Source organism: Acinetobacter qingfengensis (assembly GCF_008693185.1).
In the GTDB taxonomy this organism is placed as follows: domain Bacteria; phylum Pseudomonadota; class Gammaproteobacteria; order Pseudomonadales; family Moraxellaceae; genus Acinetobacter; species Acinetobacter qingfengensis.
The window spans coordinates 81772-102226 of sequence record NZ_VXKN01000008.1 but is presented as its reverse complement, the minus strand read 5'-3'; the positions used below and the strand labels follow the sequence as shown (position 1 = coordinate 102226).

At 39.1% G+C, this 20455-nt stretch carries 23 protein-coding genes and 1 pseudogene; 17 read left to right on the top strand and 7 right to left on the bottom strand.

Going from position 1 to position 20455, the window contains the following annotated elements; genetic code table 11:
• From F4V57_RS10915 to F4V57_RS10845, 16 genes and pseudogenes are all read left to right on the top strand, one after another.
• On the top strand, positions 1 to 471 hold the full coding sequence (locus tag F4V57_RS10915; RefSeq protein ID WP_070069352.1) for a F0F1 ATP synthase subunit B: 471 nt from the start codon (positions 1 to 3) through the stop codon (positions 469 to 471).
• A gap of 12 nt (positions 472 to 483) precedes the next feature.
• Entirely contained in the window at positions 484 to 1029 is a 546-nt protein-coding gene (locus F4V57_RS10910; protein WP_070069351.1) for a F0F1 ATP synthase subunit delta, read from the top strand.
• 39 nt (positions 1030 to 1068) lie between these two features.
• A complete protein-coding gene (atpA, locus tag F4V57_RS10905) occupies positions 1069 to 2613 on the top strand; it encodes a F0F1 ATP synthase subunit alpha (RefSeq protein ID WP_070069350.1) in 1545 nt (514 codons plus the stop codon).
• A 92-nt stretch (positions 2614 to 2705) separates the two neighbouring features.
• On the top strand, positions 2706 to 3575 hold the full coding sequence (gene atpG, locus F4V57_RS10900; protein WP_070069349.1) for a F0F1 ATP synthase subunit gamma: 870 nt from the start codon (positions 2706 to 2708) through the stop codon (positions 3573 to 3575).
• 31 nt (positions 3576 to 3606) lie between these two features.
• Complete coding sequence (gene atpD / locus F4V57_RS10895) at positions 3607 to 5001, top strand: F0F1 ATP synthase subunit beta (protein ID WP_070069348.1); 1395 nt, start codon at positions 3607 to 3609, stop codon at positions 4999 to 5001.
• Between the two features lie 18 nt (positions 5002 to 5019).
• Complete coding sequence (gene atpC, locus F4V57_RS10890; RefSeq protein WP_070069347.1) at positions 5020 to 5325, top strand: ATP synthase F1 subunit epsilon; 306 nt, start codon at positions 5020 to 5022, stop codon at positions 5323 to 5325.
• A gap of 34 nt (positions 5326 to 5359) precedes the next feature.
• Complete coding sequence (locus tag F4V57_RS10885) at positions 5360 to 5779, top strand: F0F1 ATP synthase subunit epsilon (protein WP_070069346.1); 420 nt, start codon at positions 5360 to 5362, stop codon at positions 5777 to 5779.
• A gap of 81 nt (positions 5780 to 5860) precedes the next feature.
• Positions 5861 to 6415, top strand: a complete 555-nt coding sequence (locus F4V57_RS14945) for a helix-turn-helix domain-containing protein (RefSeq protein ID WP_070069345.1) — start codon at positions 5861 to 5863, stop codon at positions 6413 to 6415.
• Between the two features lie 3 nt (positions 6416 to 6418).
• Positions 6419 to 6724 (top strand): annotated as a pseudogene (locus tag F4V57_RS14940) (IS3 family transposase); the annotation flags it as partial.
• Between the two features lie 273 nt (positions 6725 to 6997).
• Positions 6998 to 7405, top strand: a complete 408-nt coding sequence (locus tag F4V57_RS10875; protein ID WP_070069433.1) for an OsmC family protein — start codon at positions 6998 to 7000, stop codon at positions 7403 to 7405.
• A 274-nt stretch (positions 7406 to 7679) separates the two neighbouring features.
• Positions 7680 to 8084, top strand: coding sequence for an ExbD/TolR family protein (locus F4V57_RS10870; protein ID WP_070069344.1), 405 nt, complete (start codon positions 7680 to 7682; stop codon positions 8082 to 8084).
• A gap of 1 nt (position 8085) precedes the next feature.
• A complete protein-coding gene (locus F4V57_RS10865) occupies positions 8086 to 8859 on the top strand; it encodes an energy transducer TonB (protein WP_070069343.1) in 774 nt (257 codons plus the stop codon).
• 15 nt (positions 8860 to 8874) lie between these two features.
• Entirely contained in the window at positions 8875 to 11154 is a 2280-nt protein-coding gene (locus tag F4V57_RS10860) for a TonB-dependent receptor family protein (protein ID WP_070069342.1), read from the top strand.
• 11 nt (positions 11155 to 11165) lie between these two features.
• Positions 11166 to 11792, top strand: a complete 627-nt coding sequence (locus F4V57_RS10855; RefSeq protein ID WP_070069341.1) for a MotA/TolQ/ExbB proton channel family protein — start codon at positions 11166 to 11168, stop codon at positions 11790 to 11792.
• The gene (locus F4V57_RS10850) at positions 11785 to 13032 is read left to right on the top strand and encodes a phospholipase D-like domain-containing protein (protein ID WP_070069340.1); all 1248 of its coding nucleotides are present in this window, start codon (positions 11785 to 11787) and stop codon (positions 13030 to 13032) included. Before F4V57_RS10855 ends, F4V57_RS10850 begins: the two co-directional genes overlap by 8 nt.
• A gap of 4 nt (positions 13033 to 13036) precedes the next feature.
• On the top strand, positions 13037 to 13801 hold the full coding sequence (locus F4V57_RS10845; RefSeq protein WP_070069339.1) for a CDP-diacylglycerol diphosphatase: 765 nt from the start codon (positions 13037 to 13039) through the stop codon (positions 13799 to 13801).
• Between the two features lie 7 nt (positions 13802 to 13808).
• Here F4V57_RS10845 and ybaK read toward each other — a convergent pair whose 3' ends face one another.
• Complete coding sequence (gene ybaK / locus F4V57_RS10840) at positions 13809 to 14276, bottom strand: Cys-tRNA(Pro) deacylase (RefSeq protein ID WP_070069338.1); 468 nt, start codon at positions 14274 to 14276, stop codon at positions 13809 to 13811.
• A gap of 151 nt (positions 14277 to 14427) precedes the next feature.
• On the opposite strand from ybaK, the gene F4V57_RS10835 reads away from it, so the two are divergent.
• Complete coding sequence (locus F4V57_RS10835) at positions 14428 to 15249, top strand: DUF4198 domain-containing protein (RefSeq protein WP_081409174.1); 822 nt, start codon at positions 14428 to 14430, stop codon at positions 15247 to 15249.
• Positions 15250 to 15426: 177 nt separating this feature from the next.
• On the opposite strand, the gene pncA is transcribed toward F4V57_RS10835, so the two are convergent.
• The 6 genes from pncA to F4V57_RS10805 form a co-directional block, all read right to left on the bottom strand.
• Positions 15427 to 16059 carry a bifunctional nicotinamidase/pyrazinamidase gene (gene pncA, locus F4V57_RS10830; protein WP_070069336.1) on the bottom strand — a complete coding sequence of 211 codons (633 nt, stop codon included), beginning with the start codon at positions 16057 to 16059 and terminating at the stop codon, positions 15427 to 15429.
• Positions 16060 to 16371: 312 nt separating this feature from the next.
• Positions 16372 to 17019, bottom strand: a complete 648-nt coding sequence (gene leuE / locus F4V57_RS10825; protein WP_070069335.1) for a leucine efflux protein LeuE — start codon at positions 17017 to 17019, stop codon at positions 16372 to 16374.
• Between the two features lie 71 nt (positions 17020 to 17090).
• Positions 17091 to 17333 (bottom strand): hypothetical protein, encoded by a 243-nt coding sequence (locus tag F4V57_RS10820; RefSeq protein ID WP_070069334.1) that lies wholly within the window; start codon positions 17331 to 17333, stop codon positions 17091 to 17093.
• A 10-nt stretch (positions 17334 to 17343) separates the two neighbouring features.
• Complete coding sequence (locus F4V57_RS10815; protein ID WP_070069432.1) at positions 17344 to 17877, bottom strand: M23 family metallopeptidase; 534 nt, start codon at positions 17875 to 17877, stop codon at positions 17344 to 17346.
• 40 nt (positions 17878 to 17917) lie between these two features.
• Entirely contained in the window at positions 17918 to 18955 is a 1038-nt protein-coding gene (gene mutY / locus F4V57_RS10810) for an A/G-specific adenine glycosylase (protein WP_070069431.1), read from the bottom strand.
• Positions 18956 to 19036: 81 nt separating this feature from the next.
• Positions 19037 to 20392: a PGAP1-like alpha/beta domain-containing protein gene (locus tag F4V57_RS10805; protein ID WP_070069333.1), complete on the bottom strand. Its 1356-nt coding sequence runs from the start codon at positions 20390 to 20392 to the stop codon at positions 19037 to 19039.
• Positions 20393 to 20455 lie beyond the last annotated feature (63 nt).

The window sequence follows — 20455 nt, the reverse complement described above, 5'->3', positions numbered from 1 at the left end:
ATGAATATCAACCTCACATTGATTGGCCAAGCAATTGCATTTGCGATTTTTGTCGCATTTTGCATGAAGTTTGTCTGGCCACCACTAATCAATGCGATTAGTGAGCGTCAGCGTAAAATCGCTGATGGCTTAAATGCTGCTGAAAAAGCAAAAGCTGATCTTGCTGATGCACAATCACAAGTAAAGCAGGAAATTGATGCAGCAAAAGCACAAGCGGCACAATTGATCGAACAGGCAAACCGCCGTGCAGCTCAACTCGTGGAAGAAGCACGTGTTCAAGCGGCATCTGAAGGTGAGCGTATTCGTCAACAAGCTCAAGAAGCTGTTGATAATGAGATCAATCAAGCTCGCGAAGCCCTACGTCAACAAGTTGCTGCCTTGGCAGTGGAAGGTGCTGAAAAAATCCTTACTCAACAAGTTGATCAACAAGCTCATGCTGCCATGCTTGAACAGCTGGCTGCGAAACTTTAAGCGAGGCGAAATATGGCTGAACTCTTGACGTTGGCACGCCCTTACGCCAAAGCAGCATTTGCTTATGCTTCTGAGCAAGGTGCTATTGACACATGGTCAAAAGTGCTCGAATTGCTCAGTGCAACGGTGCAAGATGAAGCATTTTCCGCTTACATTCATCGCCCTGAGTTAACACCTAACGAAAAAGTAAAAGCTTTTGTTCAGGTGCTTGGTGCAGATCAAGCGACTGTCGCAACGTCAAACTTTTTGACTTTGCTTGCAGATAATGATCGCTTGGCTTTGTTACCAGAAATCTCAGCAGAGTATGAACTACTTAAAGCACAAAGTAACCAGACAGTTGACGTTGTGATTGAATCAGCATTTCCATTAACTGCTGATCAGGAACAAACATTGGCTAATCGTTTGAAACAACGTTTTGGCAGTGAGCAAGTCAATGTCACTGTTGAAGTTAAACCAGAGTTAATTGCTGGTGTGGTTATTCGTGCAGGCGATCAAGTGATAGATGATTCTGCGCTGAACAAGCTTGAAAAAATGCGGACTCGTCTTCTTGCGCAATAAAAGAAGACTGAACATATAAAGAATTGAGGTAATAGCGCAATGCAACAACTGAATCCAGCCGAGATCAGTGCGCTCATTAAACAGCGTATCAGCGATCTGGACACCAGCGCGACCGCAAAAAACGAAGGTACCATTGTTATGGTATCTGACGGTATCGTGCGTATTCACGGTCTTGCGGATGCAATGTACGGTGAAATGATCGAATTTGAAGGCGGCTTATACGGTATGGCACTGAACCTTGAACAGGATTCAGTAGGTGCCGTAGTGTTAGGTAACTACCTAGGTCTTCAAGAAGGTCAAAAAGCACACTGCACTGGTCGTGTATTAGAAGTACCCGTGGGCCCTGAATTGCTTGGTCGTGTCGTAGACGCACTAGGTAATCCTATTGATGGGAAAGGTCCTCTAAATGCAAAATTAACTGACAAGGTTGAGAAAGTTGCTCCTGGCGTAATTTGGCGTCAAGGTGTAGATCAACCAGTTCAGACTGGTTATAAATCAGTAGATACCATGATCCCTGTTGGTCGTGGTCAGCGTGAATTGATCATCGGTGACCGTCAGACTGGTAAAACAGCAATGGCAATCGATGCAATCATTGCACAAAAAAATTCTGGCATTAAATGTGTATACGTAGCGATTGGTCAAAAACAATCTACAATTGCTAACGTTGTACGCAAGCTGGAAGAAACTGGTGCAATGGCATACACTACAGTTGTCGCTGCTGCTGCTGCTGATCCTGCTGCAATGCAGTATCTAGCACCATACTCAGGTTGTACAATGGGTGAATACTTCCGTGATCGTGGTGAAGATGCGTTAATCATTTATGATGACTTGTCTAAACAAGCAGTTGCATATCGCCAGATTTCATTGCTTCTTCGTCGTCCACCAGGTCGTGAAGCATATCCGGGTGATGTATTCTATCTTCATTCCCGTTTACTTGAGCGTGCTTCTCGTGTATCTGCTGAATATGTTGAGAATTTCACAAATGGTGAAGTTAAAGGCCAGACAGGCTCTTTAACAGCATTACCAATTATTGAAACTCAAGCAGGTGACGTTTCTGCATTCGTACCAACCAACGTAATTTCGATTACTGATGGTCAGATCTTCCTTGAAACTTCACTATTCAATGCGGGTATCCGTCCTGCGGTTAACGCAGGTATTTCGGTATCACGTGTTGGTGGTGCAGCGCAAACTAAGATCATCAAAAAACTATCAGGTGGTATCCGTACTGCATTGGCGCAATATCGTGAATTGGCTGCGTTTGCCCAGTTTGCTTCTGATCTTGATGAAGCAACACGTAAACAACTTGAGCACGGTCAACGTGTGACTGAGTTGATGAAGCAAAAACAATATGCACCTTATTCTATTGCTGATCAGGCAGTATCAGTTTATGCATCTAACGAAGGCTACATGGCTGATGTTCCTGTGAACAAAATTGTAGACTTTGATGCGGCATTAATTGCTTACTTCCGCTCTGAAAAAGCTGCATTCATGCAAAAAATCGATGAAACTGGTGATTTCAACAAAGACATCGAAGCTGAAATTAAAGCAGGTATTGAGAGCTTCAAAGCGACTCAAGCTTACTAATCTTTTTATGAAAGACTGAGTTAAGTTTGAATCACGGATCAACCATCGAAAACCTGAGTGTTTATCAGGTTTTCGAGAATTAGGTTAAGCGTATGGCAAATTTAAAAGAAATTCGCGCCAAAGTAGCAAGTATCAAGTCCACGCAAAAAATTACGCGTGCGATGCAGATGGTTGCTGCTTCTAAAATGCGTCGTGCGCAAGAGCGCATGGCTCAAGGCCGTCCGTATGCCGAAAATATGCACCGTGTAATTGCTCATTTGGTACAAGCAAATCCTGAATATAAACACCGCTATATGGTCGAACGTCCTGTAAAACGTGTCGGCTATATTATTGTGTCATCCGATCGTGGATTGGCCGGTGGTTTGAATATTAACTTGTTCAAAAAAGTAGTTCAGCATGTACAACAACAAACTGAGCAGTCAATTGAAGTTCAATTTGCTTTAATTGGTCAAAAAGCGGTTTCGTTTTTTAAAAATTACGGCGGTAAAGTGCTGGGTGCAACCACACAATTGGGTGATGCACCAAATCTGGAACAACTTACAGGTTCTGTGCAGGTGATGTTGGACGCATTTGATAAAGGCGAAATTGATCGTGTTTATTTAGTGTCAAACAACTTTATTAATGCAATGACACAGAAACCAACTGTGCAACAACTTGTTCCATTGGCACAAGCTGATGAAAGCGAAAATCTACACCGTCAATACGGTTGGGATTATTTATATGAACCTGAAGCAGAAGATTTGCTAAACGGTTTATTGGTTCGCTATATCGAGTCTATGGTCTATCAGGGTGTAATTGAAAATATCGCCTGTGAACAGTCTGCCCGTATGGTTGCAATGAAAGCTGCAACAGATAACGCAGGTCAGCTGATTAAAGATCTACAACTCATCTATAACAAGCTGCGTCAAGCCGCGATTACTCAGGAAATTTCCGAGATCGTTGGCGGTGCCGCTGCCGTTTAACAGTATTTATTTGAATTGAGGAGACAGCAATATGAGTAGCGGTCGTATCATTCAGATCATCGGCGCGGTTATCGACGTCGAGTTTGAACGTAATAGCGTTCCAAAGATCTATGACGCACTTAATGTTGATGGCACTGAAACAACTTTAGAAGTTCAGCAACAACTTGGTGATGGTGTTGTCCGTACGATTGCCATGGGTTCTACAGAAGGTCTTAAACGTGGCCTTCAAGTAACCAATACAGGTGAGCCAATTTCTGTTCCTGTTGGTACAGCAACACTTGGTCGTATCATGGACGTTTTAGGTCGTCCACAAGATGAAGCTGGTCCAGTTGAAACTGCTGAACGCTGGGCGATTCACCGCCAAGCCCCTTCTTATGCAGAACAAGCGGGTTCTACTGATCTTTTGGAAACAGGGATTAAAGTTATTGACTTGCTTTGCCCATTTGCGAAAGGTGGTAAAGTGGGTCTGTTCGGTGGTGCCGGTGTTGGTAAAACCGTAAACATGATGGAATTGATTAACAACATCGCAAAAGCGCATTCAGGTTTATCTGTATTCGCTGGTGTTGGTGAGCGTACTCGTGAAGGGAACGACTTTTATCATGAAATGAAAGATTCCAACGTACTTGATAAAGTTGCGATGGTTTACGGTCAGATGAATGAGCCACCAGGTAACCGTTTACGTGTAGCGTTGACTGGTTTGACCATGGCAGAATATTTCCGTGATGAAAAAGACGAAAATGGTAAAGGCCGTGACGTACTTTTATTTGTGGATAACATCTATCGTTATACATTGGCAGGTACGGAAGTATCAGCATTATTGGGTCGTATGCCATCTGCAGTAGGTTACCAACCGACACTTGCAGAAGAAATGGGTGTTCTTCAGGAACGTATTACGTCAACTAAATCTGGTTCGATTACTTCTATTCAAGCGGTATATGTACCAGCCGATGACTTGACGGATCCATCTCCGGCAACAACATTTGCGCACTTAGATGCAACAGTTGTATTGAGCCGTGATATTGCATCTTCTGGTATTTACCCAGCGATTGACCCACTGGATTCTACTTCTCGTCAATTAGATCCTTTGGTTGTTGGTACTGAGCATTATGAAGTTGCTCGTTCTGTACAGAACGTATTACAACGTTATAAAGAGCTAAAAGACATTATCGCAATTTTGGGTATGGATGAATTAGCAGAAGAAGATAAACTGGTTGTTTACCGTGCACGTAAAATCCAGCGTTTCTTCTCTCAACCATTCCATGTAGCTGAAGTATTTACTGGTGCGCCTGGTAAATATGTACCACTTAAAGAAACAATTCGTGGCTTTAAAGGTATCTTGGCTGGTGAATACGATCACCTTCCTGAACAAGCGTTCTATATGGTGGGTAGTATCGACGAAGCAATTGCTAAGGCTGAGAAACTTTAATCTAACGAGGAACATTCCATGGCTTTGATGCAATGTACAATTGTTTGTAAAGATCGAATGATTTATACAGGAAAAGTACGTGTCATCATTGCCAGAGGCATAGAAGGTGAGGTGGGAATATACCCTAATCATATCCCTTTTATGACAATGCTTAAGGCTGGACCATTACGGTTTGTACTCGAAGATGGTCATGAAAAGATTGGTTTTATTTCAGGTGGATTTTTAGAAGTTCAACCTCAAATGGTCACAGTATTAGCAGATTCTTTTATGCATGTGAATAGTGTGCAAGAAGCGCTTAATCTTGCCAAAAATCAATCTGCCTAGCAGGGATGATCTAATTATTCAGGAGAGTTTTCTCATGTCATTAATGCAATGTGATGTCGTCAGTGTCAAAGAGTCTATTTACTCTGGGCAAATCAAGATGCTAATTGCAAAAGGCGCTGGTGGTGAATTAGGTATTATGCCTGGTCATGCGCCATTAGTGACTTTGTTGCAACCTGGACCGATTCGTGTTCAGCTTGAAAATGGCACAGAAGAAATTGTTTATATATCAGGTGGTGTGCTGGAAGTTCAGCCTCACGTGGTAACAGTTCTTGCAGATACAGCAATTCGTGCTGATAATCTGGATGAGGCTGCTATTCTTGAAGCACGTAAAAATGCTGAACAATTATTAGCTAATCAGAAAAATGAACTGGACTCTGCGGCTGCTTTAGCTGCTTTGGCAGAAACAGCAGCTCAGCTTGAAACCATCCGTAAAATTAAAAATCGTGCGTTATAAATTGACGTATGTAATCAAGCCACCATTATGAACTGCACCCCAAAAGTTGGACACCTAGTCTAATTTGAAGGGTGCTTTTCTATGGCTAAATATTCTCAAGAATTCAAACTTGAGGTTGTTCATCACTATCTATCCAGTAATGATGGATTAAAAAGAACAGCTAAACGCTATGGTGTTGACCATAATAATGTTAAAAAATGGCTATTTTTATATAATGAAATTGGCGAAGCTGGACTCAACTCTTCATCACGCTATAAAAGACATAGTCTTGATTTTAAATTCAAAGTGATTCAGTCTATTTTGAATGATGGTATGAGCTATTCCGAAGCCCTTGTTAAGTTTAAGCTTAATGGAACAGGAATGATTTCACACTGGTTAAAACAATATAAAGAACATGGTATAGATGGCTTAAAACCCAAGCCGAGGGGGCGACCTAATCCCATGCCAAAATCACAGTTTTCAAGAATCAAAGTGTCTCAAGAAGATCGTAATAAAACGCAGGAACAACTACTTGAAGAACTGGCGTATCTACGTGCTGAGAACGCTTATCTAAAAAAGCGGAGAGCCTTGATTCAGAAGCAGAAAGAACAGGAAAAAGTAGAACTGCAACGACTGCAAGATTCATATCTGAATTAAGGCAAACCTATTATTCATTCAGATCAGGGCTGGCAATATCAAATGCGATTTTATCAGCAACAGCTTCAACAACATGGGCTTACCCAAAGCATGTCACGTAAAGGTAATTGTTTGGATAATGCTTCAATGGAAAGCTTCTTTAGTATATTAAAATCTGAGTGTTTCTATGGTGAAGAATTTAAATCAATTGATGAACTGGAGCAAACTGTGAAAGAATATATTCACTATTACAACCATGAAAGAATCAAGGTTAAATTAAAAGGACTGAGTCCTGTACACTACAGAACTCAGTCCCTTAAAACCGCTTAATCAACTGTCCAACTTATTGGGGTCAGATCATCATGGTGGCTTTTTTATTGACTTTGAACTAAAAACTTATACGATTTCTTAAAAAGACAATAAACAAGTTATCTTATCGCGAGATCTAAGCATGAAAACCTTAAAGAAAGATGAAGATACCGCAGATTTATTCATGATGAATAGATTATAGTATTATTTACTCGAATAGAGCTGGTACTGATGTAATCAGGATTGTATGACATGGATCAAGATATGGATAATCGTGTGAATAAGGAGATAAAAATGAAAAGTATTGCACAGACAGTCATTAATAATTTGCAACAACCATGGGCTGGGCAGCTTCAAAGTGGAAAGCATCAATATTTTACTGATGAGCCAGAAGAGTTTGGCGGATGTGATACAGCACCAGCGCCTTATGATTATTTATTGGCCTCACTTGCAGCATGTACGATGATTACTTTAAGAATGTATGCTAAACATAAAAGTACAGATTATGGTAACTTTCAGATTGTACTTAATTTTTATAAAAATAATGATGGCAAGGAATGGATTTCTCGGGAGTTGCATTTTAAACAGGATTTGGATCAGTTAAATCAGAGTAAGATTCTGAATATTTGCCAAAAAACACCTGTGACTAAAACATTATTACGCGGAATAAAAATAGACACTCGTATTTTTATTGATCAATAGTCTTATTTAATCGATTATTTCTTTAATATAAATCTATAAAGATTTCCATAAAATTTGGGATGTTTATTTTTACAAATAAAAGATGATTTATATTTTTAAACTAGATTTTTAGATAAAAAGATAATAATGAATAACATATCTAATAAACGATAATTATTTATCAAAATAATTATAAATATGTATTTAAATGGTTATTAAATCGTAAAAATAACTTAACAAGGTTGTAACAAAAGCTCCTTATTATTTTTTGAGTTCAAACAACTTGGAAAAAGAGATGCGGTCCTGGGGTAATGAAAAGCGAAACAAGCCACACATTGAATTGATACCAATGATCGATGTCATGATGTTCTTATTGGTATTTTTTGTGTTGATCAGTCTGAATGTTATTCCATCACAAGGTTTGAAAACACAATTACCTTCAGCTACGACAGCACAGTTATTGAAGCCACAAAATAAGGCAATCATTACCATTAGTACTGATCAAATGCAATTAGATGGTCAGAATGTTAATTTTGACCAATTAATTTCTCAACTCAATGCACAGAAAAAAGATGGTGTACAAACATCAGTCATTATTAATAGTGACAAAGACGTTTCTGTTGAAAAATTGGTATCTGTAATGGATCAGTTGCGTTCTCATGGTTTCAATTCCATTTCACTTGCTGCACGGAAACTTTGATATGGATCTGGTCTATCGCAATAGGCATGTAATTAGTTATCTTCCTGCGATATTGATAGGTGCTTACTTATTAGTGCTTAGCCAAACAGAAATATTGCATGTTGATTCTAAATATGAAGATAAAGCTATAGAGATTAGTTTGGCTGAACCTATTCCAGAACCAACCCCACCTGAACCTCAGCCACAACCTGAACCACAACCCGTTGCAACTCCGGAACCTCCACCAGTTGAACCGGAAAATGCCATCGAGCAGGTTGATAAGCCTAGAGTGGAAAAGAAAGTTGAAGCCAAAAAGCTTGAACCTAAGAAAGTTGAAGCACAAAAAACTACATCAGTCAAAGAGCAAATCAAAACAGAAACTAAACAGGAACCGCAGCCACAGGCAAAAACTGAAGTAAAAGCAGAGCAAAAACCTGCACCTGAAGTCAAAAAACCTGAGCCTGCTAAACCTGCTGCTTCAGCAAATTCTGCTTCTGTAGAAGCTGCTTATTCAGCAAAAGTTCGTTCAACTGTTGAAGCACAAAAACGCTATCCAACAGGACGAGAAGCCTCACTTGAACGACCTGAAGGCAATGTGGAAGTCTGGCTCGAAATTGACCGTTCAGGTCGGGTATTAAACTCAGGGATCGCTAGCAAAGCTAAAAGTATGTTGTTGAACCGTGCAGCAACTAATAGCTTAAAAAGCATTAAACAGGTTGCACCATTCCCAGCAGATGCTTTTTCTGGTGCAAATAGCAAAAGATTTACAGCCACTTTAGTTTATCAAGCTCCTTAAAATTGGAAATATGAAATGAAATTTTTTGAAAAGAAACACTTATGTATATCTATTTTGTCCTTGATGTCAGCCATGACGGTCTATGCGGCAGATGATGACAGCATAGACGTTGGTACAATCAACGTAAAAGGACAATCTTTGGGCGGTGGTAAAATGGTGGTTGAAGATACACCAAAAGGTCGTTCAACTGTCACACAAGAAGCGCTTGAAAAACAACCAGGAATTGGTAACGCCCTAGACAAAATTAAAAATGTTCCAGGCTTACAAATGACCAGTACCGATTCGACAGGTATTTCTGGATTGAGTTACACCATGCGCGGTATGGATCCTAGTCAGATTGGCTTATCTGCCGATGGTATCCCAGTAAATGATTCGGGTAACTATGCTGTTTATCCAAACTTATTGGGCGACTCTGAAAACCTCGATTCGGTATTTGTAACTCAGGGTTCATCAGAAGCAGATGGTCCTCATATTGGTTCGAGTGGTGGTAATATCGGTTTGACCACTAAACGTCCAAATAAAAAAGCGGGCGGTATGGTGGAGCAAACCTTTGGCTCTAATGGTTTATCAAAATCATTTGTACGTTTGGAAACAGGTAAAATTGGTAATTTCAGTGCTTGGGTTTCTGCATCAAATACTGAAGCCGATAAGTGGAAAGGCGAAGGCGATCTAAAAAATAGAAAGTTTGAAATGGGTGCTTTATATGAAGCAGACAATGGAAATACCAGTAACCTGATTGTTAAGTATAATAAACAGGATAACTATAACTATAATACTATTTCTAAAGCAGATTATGATGCTGATCCAAATGCTTATGGTACAACAGGGCATAAAGCTGATTTTTCTACTGATCCATCCGCGAGCCGCTATTATAAGTTGGCGCGTAACCCCTTTGAAAACTTCACTGTAAGTTTCACCCAGAAATTTATTCTGGCAGATAATCTGAATTTAAGTTTCCAGCCTTACTATTACTGGGGTAATGGTGGTTCAGGTACAGGTCAATCTTATGTGCTTGCAAGTAATGATAAGTCTCTAGGAAATTATGATTTAACGGGTTTCCCAACATCATCATCAGCAGCGGTTAAATATTGGCGCCCATCATGGACACAAACATGGCGTCCAGGAATTACGACCAAACTCAACTGGGATATTAATGACCAACATGCAGCAACTTTAGGGTACTGGTATGAGCGGGCACGTCAACGTCAAACTCAGCCATATATTCCGTTAAATTCTGATAATAGTCCATCAACACTTTGGGCTGATGATGCAAGTAATTTATTAACTGATGCCAATGGCAAAGTTATTCAGGGTCGTAATCAATACACTGTTACACCTGCACAAAAAGTTTGGGTACAGGACACTTGGACGGTTAATCCCAATTTAACATTGGTTGGTGGCTTGGCATATCAATATGTAGAGCGTCAAGGTAATAATTTGGGTGCATTAGGTGTTGCAGCAGAAAAACGACAAGCAACTTATAAAGAATGGTTACCAAATTTTAGTGCAAAATATCAACTGAATAATGAAAATCAGTTGTTCTATAACATATCAAAAAATATGCGTACGCCACAGAACTATGTTTTGTATAACTCTGGTGATTCTATTAATTTGAATCCAGAGATTAGCTGGAATAATGAATTAGGCTATCGTTTCCAAACAAAAGATATGTTGTTGAGTGCAACATTGTTTTATTTAACTTATAAGGATCGTCAATTATCCAGTCGTACCATTGATGGTGATTATGAAATGATTAACGTTGGTAGTGTTGAAACCAAAGGGCTTGAATTAGAGTGGAGTGGTAACCTGCCTTATAACTTTAATTATTACTTATCTTATAGTTATACTGATGCAAAACAGAAAGATAATATCAGTGCTTATGGTGTATCACTGCCTACAGAAGGTAAACTGGTTCCGGGTACTTCCAAAAATGCTGTAACAGCAACCCTAGGCTATGACGATGGACGTTTTTATAGCAACTTTACTGGACGTTACCTCAGTTCATTTTATGGCGACATGACAAATAACGAAGAAATTGGTGGCCGTACTGTATTTGATCTTGCCGCAGGGTATCGTTTCCCATTGAATACTAAATCAGTAAGTGATGTGACACTTAAATTCGGTGTCAATAACGTATTTGACAAAGAATATATTGCGGCGATCAGCTCACCAATTACAGCAGGTAAGATTAATTATACCAATGCAAGTGGTGCATCAAGAACTCAAACCAATACAGCTTATTACACCATTGGTGAAGATCGTACTTACGTTGTTTCACTTTCTGCGAAATTTTGAGGAGAATCAAAATGAATGCTGATTTAGTCCATAATATTATTTTTTACATTATGTATGCTTCCCTGGTTCTGCTTTGCATCATTTTTGTAGAACGTGCGATTTACTTTGCGTATACATTAAAACAAAGCCGTATGATCAATGATGCCGTAGAAAAAAATACGCTAGGCACATTGTCTGAAAATCAGGAAAAAAATCCTGTGTATCAGATGATTGTACCTTTTCTTAAATCTACACCACGCTCTGAAAATGAACGTGCAGATCTTTTGGAAAAACAGTATTTACAAAGCAAAGGCTTGCTAAATCGTGGTATCTGGATTTTGGAAACCATCGTCACTGCTGCACCTTTGCTGGGATTGTTGGGAACAATTTTGGGTATTATTGATACGTTTAGTGCATTGGCTGCATCTGGTGTATCTGATCCAAGTAAAGTTTCCGCAGGAATGGGAACAGCACTTTATGCAACAGGATTAGGTATTGCGATTGCATTGGTTGCGCTGGTTGCAAATAACTTTCTTGGTAGTCGTATGGAAAAAATCACCGAGATGTTTAAAGTCCTACTCATCAATGTTGATAAAGGTCAACAAGCCACTTATAGCAATACTAAAACAAAGATGGCGGATGAAAAGCAATATGCTTAAGTTCTTCACTGTAGGGCGTAATTCATTGCGCCTTACATTATCTTGTTTGTTTGGGTTAAGCATCATTAACCCTGCGTTTGCCAAAGTTGAATCGCAGGGATTTGAGTTGGTTTATAACGCCCCAGTTGAAACCTCATTGCAAAATTCTGATTTGCGTAGTGCTGCACCTGTGTGGCGTGAAATGTTTGATCAGGCAAAATATAAAATCGATATCGCCCAATTTTATGTATATAGTCAGCCAGATTCTAGTCTGGATGATGTGATTGCTGCATTGGAACGGGCAGGACAACGTGGTGTACATATTCGGTTTTTGGTCGATAAAAAGGGCATTGGGATGTCAAATCCTGAAACCCTGAATAGAATCAAATCCATTCCGAATTTACAATTTCGAGTAATGGATTTTTCTAAAATTCAAAATGGCATTATCCATGCCAAATATTTTATTGTGGATGCAAAAGAAGCATTTGTTGGCAGTCAAAACTTTGACTGGCGGGCTTTGACACATATTCAAGAAACCGGATTACGTATTACTGATCTTACTACAGTACAACAGATTCAAAATATCTTTAGTCTGGACTGGAAAAACCAGCAGAAAATTGAACAGCAGCAAGACATTGTCAAAACAACGCAGCATGTACAATTACGGTCGCCACGTACAGGACAATATTTACTAGCAAGTCCATCTATTGTTACACCTGAAAATACCTATGAGACCGAAAAGGTGTTTCCCACATTATTGGCAGAGGCTAAAAGCAGTATAGATATTCAAGTGATGCAATATGCTCCACTACAATACAGTGAAAATGGTGTCAGGGAATTTTATGCTTTGATTGATAACAGTTTACGTGCCGCTGCTGCACGTGGCGTAAAAGTTAAACTCATGGTATCTAACTGGAATCTGAAACAACCGGATTTAGCATGGTTAAAAAGTTTGGCGCTGGTGCCGAATGTGCAAGTAAAGATTGTAACGATTCCGGAAAGTAAGGATGGATTTATTCCATTTGCTCGTGTGGTTCATAGCAAATATATGGTCATTGATCAAAATACTGCATGGGTTGGAACCTCCAATTGGCAAGGCGGATATTTTGATAATTCAAGAAATCTGGAAATTGTTTTGAACAATCCTGTACTTGCCAATCGTCTTCATCAATTGTATCAACAATTATGGCAAAGTACTTATGCTGAAACACTAAAAATTGATCAGCAATATCGTTATGTGAACCCGGGGAAAAAGGAATAAGCGCATGAAATCCGTATTACGCCAGTATCAATTACCAGTATTTACTGGTGTAGTACTGTTGATGACAGGTTGTCAGTCTGTTCATCATCATGAAACTAACAAACGTTATATTCTTTGGGATATTGTAAGTCAGCGTTGTGGTACGGTCCTAGATCGTAAGAAAGATTGTTTGGTTCATCAACCAGATTATGTGGTATTACGTGACATCAATGGTCCTGTGCAAACATTGATTATTCCAACAACAAAGATTACAGGTATTGAAGATCAGCAATTATTGTCTGCTTCAGCTAAAAATTATTTTGCAATTGCATGGCAATATCGACAAATTCTGGATCAGCAAAATCAAATTCCGATATCATCACAGTATTTGTCATTTTCTGTGAACTCTCCTTATGGACGAACACAGGATCAGTTGCATATACACGCTTCCTGTTTAAGACCTGATGTGTATCAAACTATACAAGATCATCGTGAAAGTATAAAAATAGGGCAATGGCAGCAATTGCCAGAAAAAATATTTGGCCATACCTATCTTGCACAAAAAATGCCATTTGAACAGATAATGACAAAAGATCCTTTTAAAGTGTTATCAACTCACGTGATGCAACAAGCCAATGACAGTATGGCACATTATGGAATTGCCATGGTTTCCATAGATCAGAAGAACGTAATTTTACTGGCTACTCGTGAAAACCAGACAGAGAATAATCTCGGATCCATTGAGGAAATTCAGGATACGCATTGTAAAATTACTCGAAAATCATTTTAAAATATTTTTAATGGTCTATTACATCTACAAATTTTGCCTGAAGAACCTGAGCCAGATCCACAGGTTTTAAGCTGATATCCAGTCCACGTTTTCCGCCACTAATATATATTTTCGATAAAGTTTCGGCACTGGCATCAATAATTGTGATTAATCTTTTTTTCTGCCCCAATGGACTGATTCCACCCACTAAATAACCGGTTAAACGTTCAGCATCCTTGATATCTGCCATAGTTATTTTTTTACAATTAAATGCCTGTGCAGCTTTTTTCAGATTAAGCTGATAAGCAACAGGTAATACGGTAACAAAATGTTGTTTACCATCTGTGACCAATAACGTTTTAAACGTTTCTGTGGGTTGTAATCCTAGTTTTTGCACAGCTTCCTGTCCAAAGTTATGATTATCCGGATTATGTTGATATTCGTGGATTGTGTATTCAATTTTTTTTGATTTTAATAATTTACATGCAGGTGTCATGGTCAGAATCCTTGAATATAATCAATCATTTTAACGATTAAATGCCTGAATTGAAAAATAATAAATAAATTTGTTGTTGAGATGATTTTTTATTTGATAAATATTTTCAATTGTGTAACATAAATAGCGATTTTTTAAACAGATAAGTGACATGATGAAACAATTAAAACAATGGATGGCAGTTGCAACCTTAATGACTGGCGCAAGTCTGGCACAGGCACATTCTCCATTTGCTGCACCTCAAACCTATATCGTAGATGGAGACACGGCCGTTGTAATTGCTGGTTTTGCGGAATCACCTTTTGCCTCAGAGTTTGCATTAAGCGGCTTTGATTTTTCGGTTGTACAGCCTACAGGTGAAGTTGTAACACTGGAAGCCAAAGGATCCAAATATTTGACGGCTGCGGATGTTGAAACCAAAGCTGAAGGAACCTACAAGGTGATTGCCAATCGTGAAAATAAACTGGAATATGCTTTGGTGAATAAACAATGGCTGCGTATTATGGACAGTCACGGCCAAGCTTTACCGCCTTTGGCCGAGCGTAGCTTTATTACACCTGAAGAACTTACTGCAAAACATAATAAAATCACCAGTATTCGTCATGAGCAATTGGTGTCTTACTTTAGTAAGGCAAAATTGACAGACCAGGTACTTAAACCGACAGCAAAAGGTTTGGAAGTTAACTTTTCCCAGCATCCAAATCAGTTACAGGCACAGCAGGCTGTAACTTTAACTGTCACGATCGATGGAAAAGTACAGTCAGGGTTTTCAGTTGTTGCATCTCGACAACTGACCAAAGTTGACGAACAGGAAATTGTTATTAAGACAACAACCAATGCACAAGGGCAAATTCAGTTGAACTTCCCTCAGGCAGGACAATATTTTATTGAAGTAAATGCTCCGGAAATTGCAAAAGGTACTAAGCCTGCTGCACAGAATTTCCGTCAGAATATTGCAGTACAAGTAAATTAAACTTACCTGAATCGGGTGGATTAACAATATTATCCACCTTGATCTGGTATCTGATTTTTAATGGTAACTTACTTTGCTGGTTACCATTGCGTGCTGAGAAAAAATATTGCGCTATTAAGTTAGAGTTTTTAGCAATAAATAAAATCTAAATAAAGTTTTTGTATTGATTGATTAACATCAAACCTTAAAAATTTGCTGAGATTGGATGCGTTCTATTCCGGCATCAAGCATATTTTGCCATGCAAGGTTTAAAGAACCATTCAGATCAATTGCACGACAGGCATCTTCAATGACATAGGTTTTAAATCCCAGTTTGATTGCATCCAAAGCAGTCCATGCCACACAAAAATCAGTCGCCAGTCCGGTAATATATACAGTATGAATCTCCCGTTCTTTTAAATAACCAGCTAAACCCGTGGAGGTTTTTTGATCTGCTTCCATGAATGCCGAGTAACTGTCAATATGTTGATGAAATCCTTTACGAATAATTAATTGTGCAGTGGGTAGGCTTAAATCAGGGTGTAATTGTGCATCATAACTATTTTGAATACAGTGAGCAGGCCATAAAATCTGTGTGCCGTAATCTAGTGTAATCTGATCAAAGGGTTGATGATCGGTATGGTTACTGGCAAAGGAAATGTGATTTTCAGGGTGCCAATCCTGTGTAATGATAATATTGTTAAAGTAGAGTGCCAAATGATTGATTACAGGCACAACTTCATCACCATTGGCTACAGCCAAATTGCCATCTGGACAGAATCCATTTTGAACATCGACAACAATTAAAGCACTGTATTGATCTGGTTGCATAGATTTAAGTCTCTTTTTTACTTAAAATTAGCATAAAACATTTGTTGGTCATGCACATTAATTTTTTATAAATGCAAAAATTTATCATTTAGAATAACTTATATTAAAATAGTAATTTTAAATAAAAATTAAGAAACTGCTTGAAATTAATACAAGCTGATTATATTATGTTCTCAGACAGTGAAGTTGTCTGTAATCTCTCTTTATGATTTAAGTTTTCATAGCTTACCCGCCCTCGGGTAAGCTTTTTTTTGTCTATAATTGCATGAAAGTAACTAAAAATAATACGATATAAATCTTTATTGAAATGTCTTATATTGTAGAAAATACCAATTTAAAAGCAAAACCAAAAAACAATGTGCCAACCATTAGAATGCCTGTAACAGAAACTAGCGTATACTGTCGAAAGAAATGAGCCAGATGACTGCCTGCAAAAATCAAACTGCTTAAATAAGTGAAACTACATATTTGTAGAATCAGGCCAAGAATAAAAAAACTTAGCGCAGGATAGGCATAATTTGGATCTACAAATTGAATAAAAAAAGACAAAAAGAATAAAATGGCTTTTGGGTTGAGCAAGCTGATACTTAAAGCTTTTTGAAAAAAATGATCGGTAGGCTGATCGACTGATGTATCTTGTACTTGATGATGATGACGTGTTTTCCAGGTCAACAGCCCAGCCTTGAACAATTGAATACCTAACCAGCCAAGATATAATGCGCCAATGATTTTTAGCATGATAAATAATGCAGGCACAGCTTTTAATAATGATGCTGCGCCAATCACTGTGAGTAGCATTAGAATGGTATCACCCACCAATACTCCTGTGGCGGCTTGATAACCAGATTTTTGTCCATAACGTGATGCTGTTGACATCACATACAGAGAATTGGGACCGGGCAGTAAAATAATTAGAATCGTGCCAATGACATAGGCGCTTAAATGGATAATACCAAACATGGATAAATCTAGACCCGAAAATGAATTCGATACTTTTATAAAATCAATGAAAAAGGAAAGCAGGCTTAGGATTACAGTACGAAATCTTGCCAGCTACTAAGTTGATTATCCCAGTATTGTAATTGAGATTGCTGTAGTAGCGGTAAACTAATCCAGTGATCTTTCCCAGATTTATCATTATAACCGGAACTGATTAATAAAGCTTGTTCATTAATTTCCATGATCCAGCCCTGTATAATTTGTCCATCAGCCAAAATAATTTTTTGTTGATTACCAGATTCGGCAAATTCAATTAGACGTTGTTCCAGACACATGACTGACTCATTATTTTAAATAAGGATAGGGATTAACCGCACCACGTCCCTTACCACTTAGATAAAGCCCATAGTGCAAATGTGGGTGAGTATGTCTGGCATTACCTGTATTGCCAACATACCCAATCAGGTCACCTTTGCGTACAATATTACCTTCTTCCAGACCGCGTTTATGTTTTGAAAGATGAGCATAATAGTGCCATGAGCCTGCCGGACCGATAATCCAGATCACTTTACCACCCAGATTATTGTCTTTTAAGCTAGCGACTACACCATTGGTTGTACTATAAACCTTTGTGCCTTTTTCCGCCATAATATCAATCCCTTCATGACGGCGTCCATGACTGCGTGCAGCTCCCCATGTATCGGTCAATTGGGAACGATTGACGCCTTGTACCGGAACTGGTAGGCGAGAAGCTAAAGTCTGCTGCTGTAAATTTTTTAGCTGTTGTTGCGGCAGAATTGGTTTTTTGACAGTTTTACTGGCGCAACCAGATAAAATCAGAAGTACGGTGATGCATAATAATATTGCAAAATTACGTATGGACAGTGATTGAGTACAGGTATTCAAACTAAAAATATCCTTATTTGTTTTGTAGGGATTGAATGACTTTTTGCATAGCCGTTGGAATACCCAAATGCGCCATCTTTTGTACTGAGAAAAATTCGGCATGGAATAAATCTGCCAAAGCTTGATAATCCTGTGTTTGTAAGGAAAATTTATGACAATTTAATATCCATGTAAAGTGGGTAAATTGATGTTTAATGGTTGTTTGCATATTGGATTCAAGTTGCCATTGTTGTTGCCATTGTACAAATTGCTGTGCATCTTCGATGATAGGTAAACTGTATAAACCACCCCATAACCCTTCATTTTCCCGTTTTTGCCAAAGCCATTGTCCTTCATAATCTAGAATAAGAACATCTGCTGTTTTAATAGGTACGGTCTTTTTGGCTTTTTTTTCAGGATAATCCAGTACATTACCTTGCTGATAGGCCTGACAGTGTTGCTGCATTGGGCAGTACAAACATAATGGTTTTTTAGGTGTGCAAACCGTTGCACCTAAATCCATAATGGCTTGTGTATAATCGGCATGGCGATCTGCTGGAACCAGAGCAGTTGCCAGTTGCCACAGTTGCTTTTCCTGTGCAGGCTTGGCTAAGTCACCAGCAATTGCAAAATAACGTGAAAGCACCCGTTTGACATTGCCATCCAGAATAACACCAAACTTTCCCAGACCCAAAGACATCAATGCCCCAGCTGTAGATGGGCCAATGCCCGAAAGTGCCATCCAACCATCCAGAGTGGATGGAAAATCACCCAGTTGAATCACTTGTTGAGCTGCTTTATGCAGATTTCGAGCGCGAGCATAATAACCTAGTCCTGCCCAATAAGGTGCAACATCTTCCCAGTTTGCATGTGCCAGTGTTTTTACATCAGGAAAACGTTGAATAAAACGGGCGTAGTATTGTAAAACGGTTTTGACTTGAGTTTGCTGGAGCATAATTTCAGAAACCCAGACTTTATAAGGGTCATTCTTGATTTGCCACGGTAAATCATGTCGACCATGAACATCAAACCAATTTAAAAGATTGCTGGCAAAAATTTGGGACGCTGGCATTACTGGCTGTGCAAATATAAAAAGTAAAATTGGGGTAAGCATAGCAGTTTATCTAGGGAAAACCTAACGTTTGAAGCGGATTCAGGTTTCGACGATTCCCGCTAGATCATACATATCTTGATGCTGAAAGTGCTGATGTGCATTATGTGCTGTTTCTTCAATTGTACAATTGGCTGTACTCAGTGGATCTGGATACAACCAGCGAGCGATTTGTTCGGCGACTGCAGAATTACATTGTAACTCCATGTGATTTAAGCCATAAAAAATTGCTTTATTTGCCTCAGGAATATTGAGATTTAATTTGGGATTCGGATGTTCACCTAGTGCGCTAGGTATACTGACCAAATAGTCTCCAATTAGGGACAACGCTTTGGATTGTCCGGGATACATTGCGATACTGCCTGCAATGAGAAAGCAATTGACTTTGGAGGGAATCGGTGCAGGTTTACGGGAATCCTCCTTCCCTCCTGTACGAATACTGGCATACTCCCAGTCATCATCCCGAACACTGCCAAAGCGTAAGTCCAGAATACCATCACTACGGATCGTGGTTAGTTGTCCCAAACGATTAAGCATAGGTAAACGTCCTAAGCGATCTTGCAACATATAACCCAGACGTTCCAGTACAGCACCCTGATGAGGGGAGCCAATACACACAATATTTTTAACCTTATTCATCCATTGCATCAGATCCTGTTTGCCATAAAATAGAGCACTGCGACAAACCAGACCACCCATGGAATGACCAATTAAGTCGATGCTGCTGATACGGGGATGGCGTAAAATCAAATCTTCCAATAATAAAGATAAGGATTTTCCATTAGCAGAAATCCGCCGTCCTGAGTTGTAATTGAGATAGAGCATCAGATTACAATCACGTTGGGCCAGTAGTTTTTCACCGATTCCACCAAAATTTCCTTGTGTCCATGATAAATGGCTCATACATAAGCCATGCACCATAATAATCACTCGTCCTGCAAGTTCTCCATGTTGTGGTTGACCATAATGATCATAAAAAATCATGGGTAGTGCTAAAGGATTTTGTTGTTGAATTAAGAAATTTCCCATCACACCATTTAATGCACCAACCAATGCATGTTGTGTTGGGCTAAGCGGTTTATGTTTCAAATTGGGTAGATGTTGATTGACCAGACGTAATGCTGGTGCAATAAGTTGCTGGCCGGAGGTTTGAATGATGCGATAACCTTGGCGAAAAGTTTTTTGTGCCAATGCATTATTGACCAACCACTGACTTCTTTGCTGATTGAATCCTAAATTCTTCAACAACATTTCACGATGAATCAATTGTACAACATCGTGTATTCCAAGTAAATTCACGGTAACCAGTTGGGCGAGGCCTTCAAATATATCCGCCTGATTAGGTGGTGTTAAATCCCAACGACAATAGGTTTCATGCAATGGTGTCAGAGTTGGCATACGGTTATCCTCACTTTGAAGCGTAGGATCGAGCTGGATAAAAATTGTTATATTGAAGATATT

Coding starts and splice junctions, on each gene's coding strand:
- F4V57_RS10870 (WP_070069344.1), top strand. CDS start 7,680: ATGCGGTCCTGGGGTAATGAAAAGCGAAACAAGCCACACATTGAATTG.
- F4V57_RS10850 (WP_070069340.1), top strand. CDS start 11,785: ATGCTTAAGTTCTTCACTGTAGGGCGTAATTCATTGCGCCTTACATTA.
- ybaK (WP_070069338.1), bottom strand. CDS start 14,276: ATGACACCTGCATGTAAATTATTAAAATCAAAAAAAATTGAATACACA.
- F4V57_RS10885 (WP_070069346.1), top strand. CDS start 5,360: ATGTCATTAATGCAATGTGATGTCGTCAGTGTCAAAGAGTCTATTTAC.
- F4V57_RS10865 (WP_070069343.1), top strand. CDS start 8,086: ATGGATCTGGTCTATCGCAATAGGCATGTAATTAGTTATCTTCCTGCG.
- F4V57_RS10910 (WP_070069351.1), top strand. CDS start 484: ATGGCTGAACTCTTGACGTTGGCACGCCCTTACGCCAAAGCAGCATTT.
- mutY (WP_070069431.1), bottom strand. CDS start 18,955: ATGCCAGCGTCCCAAATTTTTGCCAGCAATCTTTTAAATTGGTTTGAT.
- F4V57_RS10860 (WP_070069342.1), top strand. CDS start 8,875: ATGAAATTTTTTGAAAAGAAACACTTATGTATATCTATTTTGTCCTTG.
- F4V57_RS10805 (WP_070069333.1), bottom strand. CDS start 20,392: ATGCCAACTCTGACACCATTGCATGAAACCTATTGTCGTTGGGATTTA.
- atpD (WP_070069348.1), top strand. CDS start 3,607: ATGAGTAGCGGTCGTATCATTCAGATCATCGGCGCGGTTATCGACGTC.
- F4V57_RS10835 (WP_081409174.1), top strand. CDS start 14,428: ATGATGAAACAATTAAAACAATGGATGGCAGTTGCAACCTTAATGACT.
- F4V57_RS10875 (WP_070069433.1), top strand. CDS start 6,998: ATGAAAAGTATTGCACAGACAGTCATTAATAATTTGCAACAACCATGG.
- F4V57_RS10820 (WP_070069334.1), bottom strand. CDS start 17,333: ATGTGTCTGGAACAACGTCTAATTGAATTTGCCGAATCTGGTAATCAA.
- atpA (WP_070069350.1), top strand. CDS start 1,069: ATGCAACAACTGAATCCAGCCGAGATCAGTGCGCTCATTAAACAGCGT.
- leuE (WP_070069335.1), bottom strand. CDS start 17,019: ATGTTTGGTATTATCCATTTAAGCGCCTATGTCATTGGCACGATTCTA.
- pncA (WP_070069336.1), bottom strand. CDS start 16,059: ATGCAACCAGATCAATACAGTGCTTTAATTGTTGTCGATGTTCAAAAT.
- atpG (WP_070069349.1), top strand. CDS start 2,706: ATGGCAAATTTAAAAGAAATTCGCGCCAAAGTAGCAAGTATCAAGTCC.
- F4V57_RS10855 (WP_070069341.1), top strand. CDS start 11,166: ATGAATGCTGATTTAGTCCATAATATTATTTTTTACATTATGTATGCT.
- atpC (WP_070069347.1), top strand. CDS start 5,020: ATGGCTTTGATGCAATGTACAATTGTTTGTAAAGATCGAATGATTTAT.
- F4V57_RS14945 (WP_070069345.1), top strand. CDS start 5,861: ATGGCTAAATATTCTCAAGAATTCAAACTTGAGGTTGTTCATCACTAT.
- F4V57_RS10915 (WP_070069352.1), top strand. CDS start 1: ATGAATATCAACCTCACATTGATTGGCCAAGCAATTGCATTTGCGATT.
- F4V57_RS10845 (WP_070069339.1), top strand. CDS start 13,037: ATGAAATCCGTATTACGCCAGTATCAATTACCAGTATTTACTGGTGTA.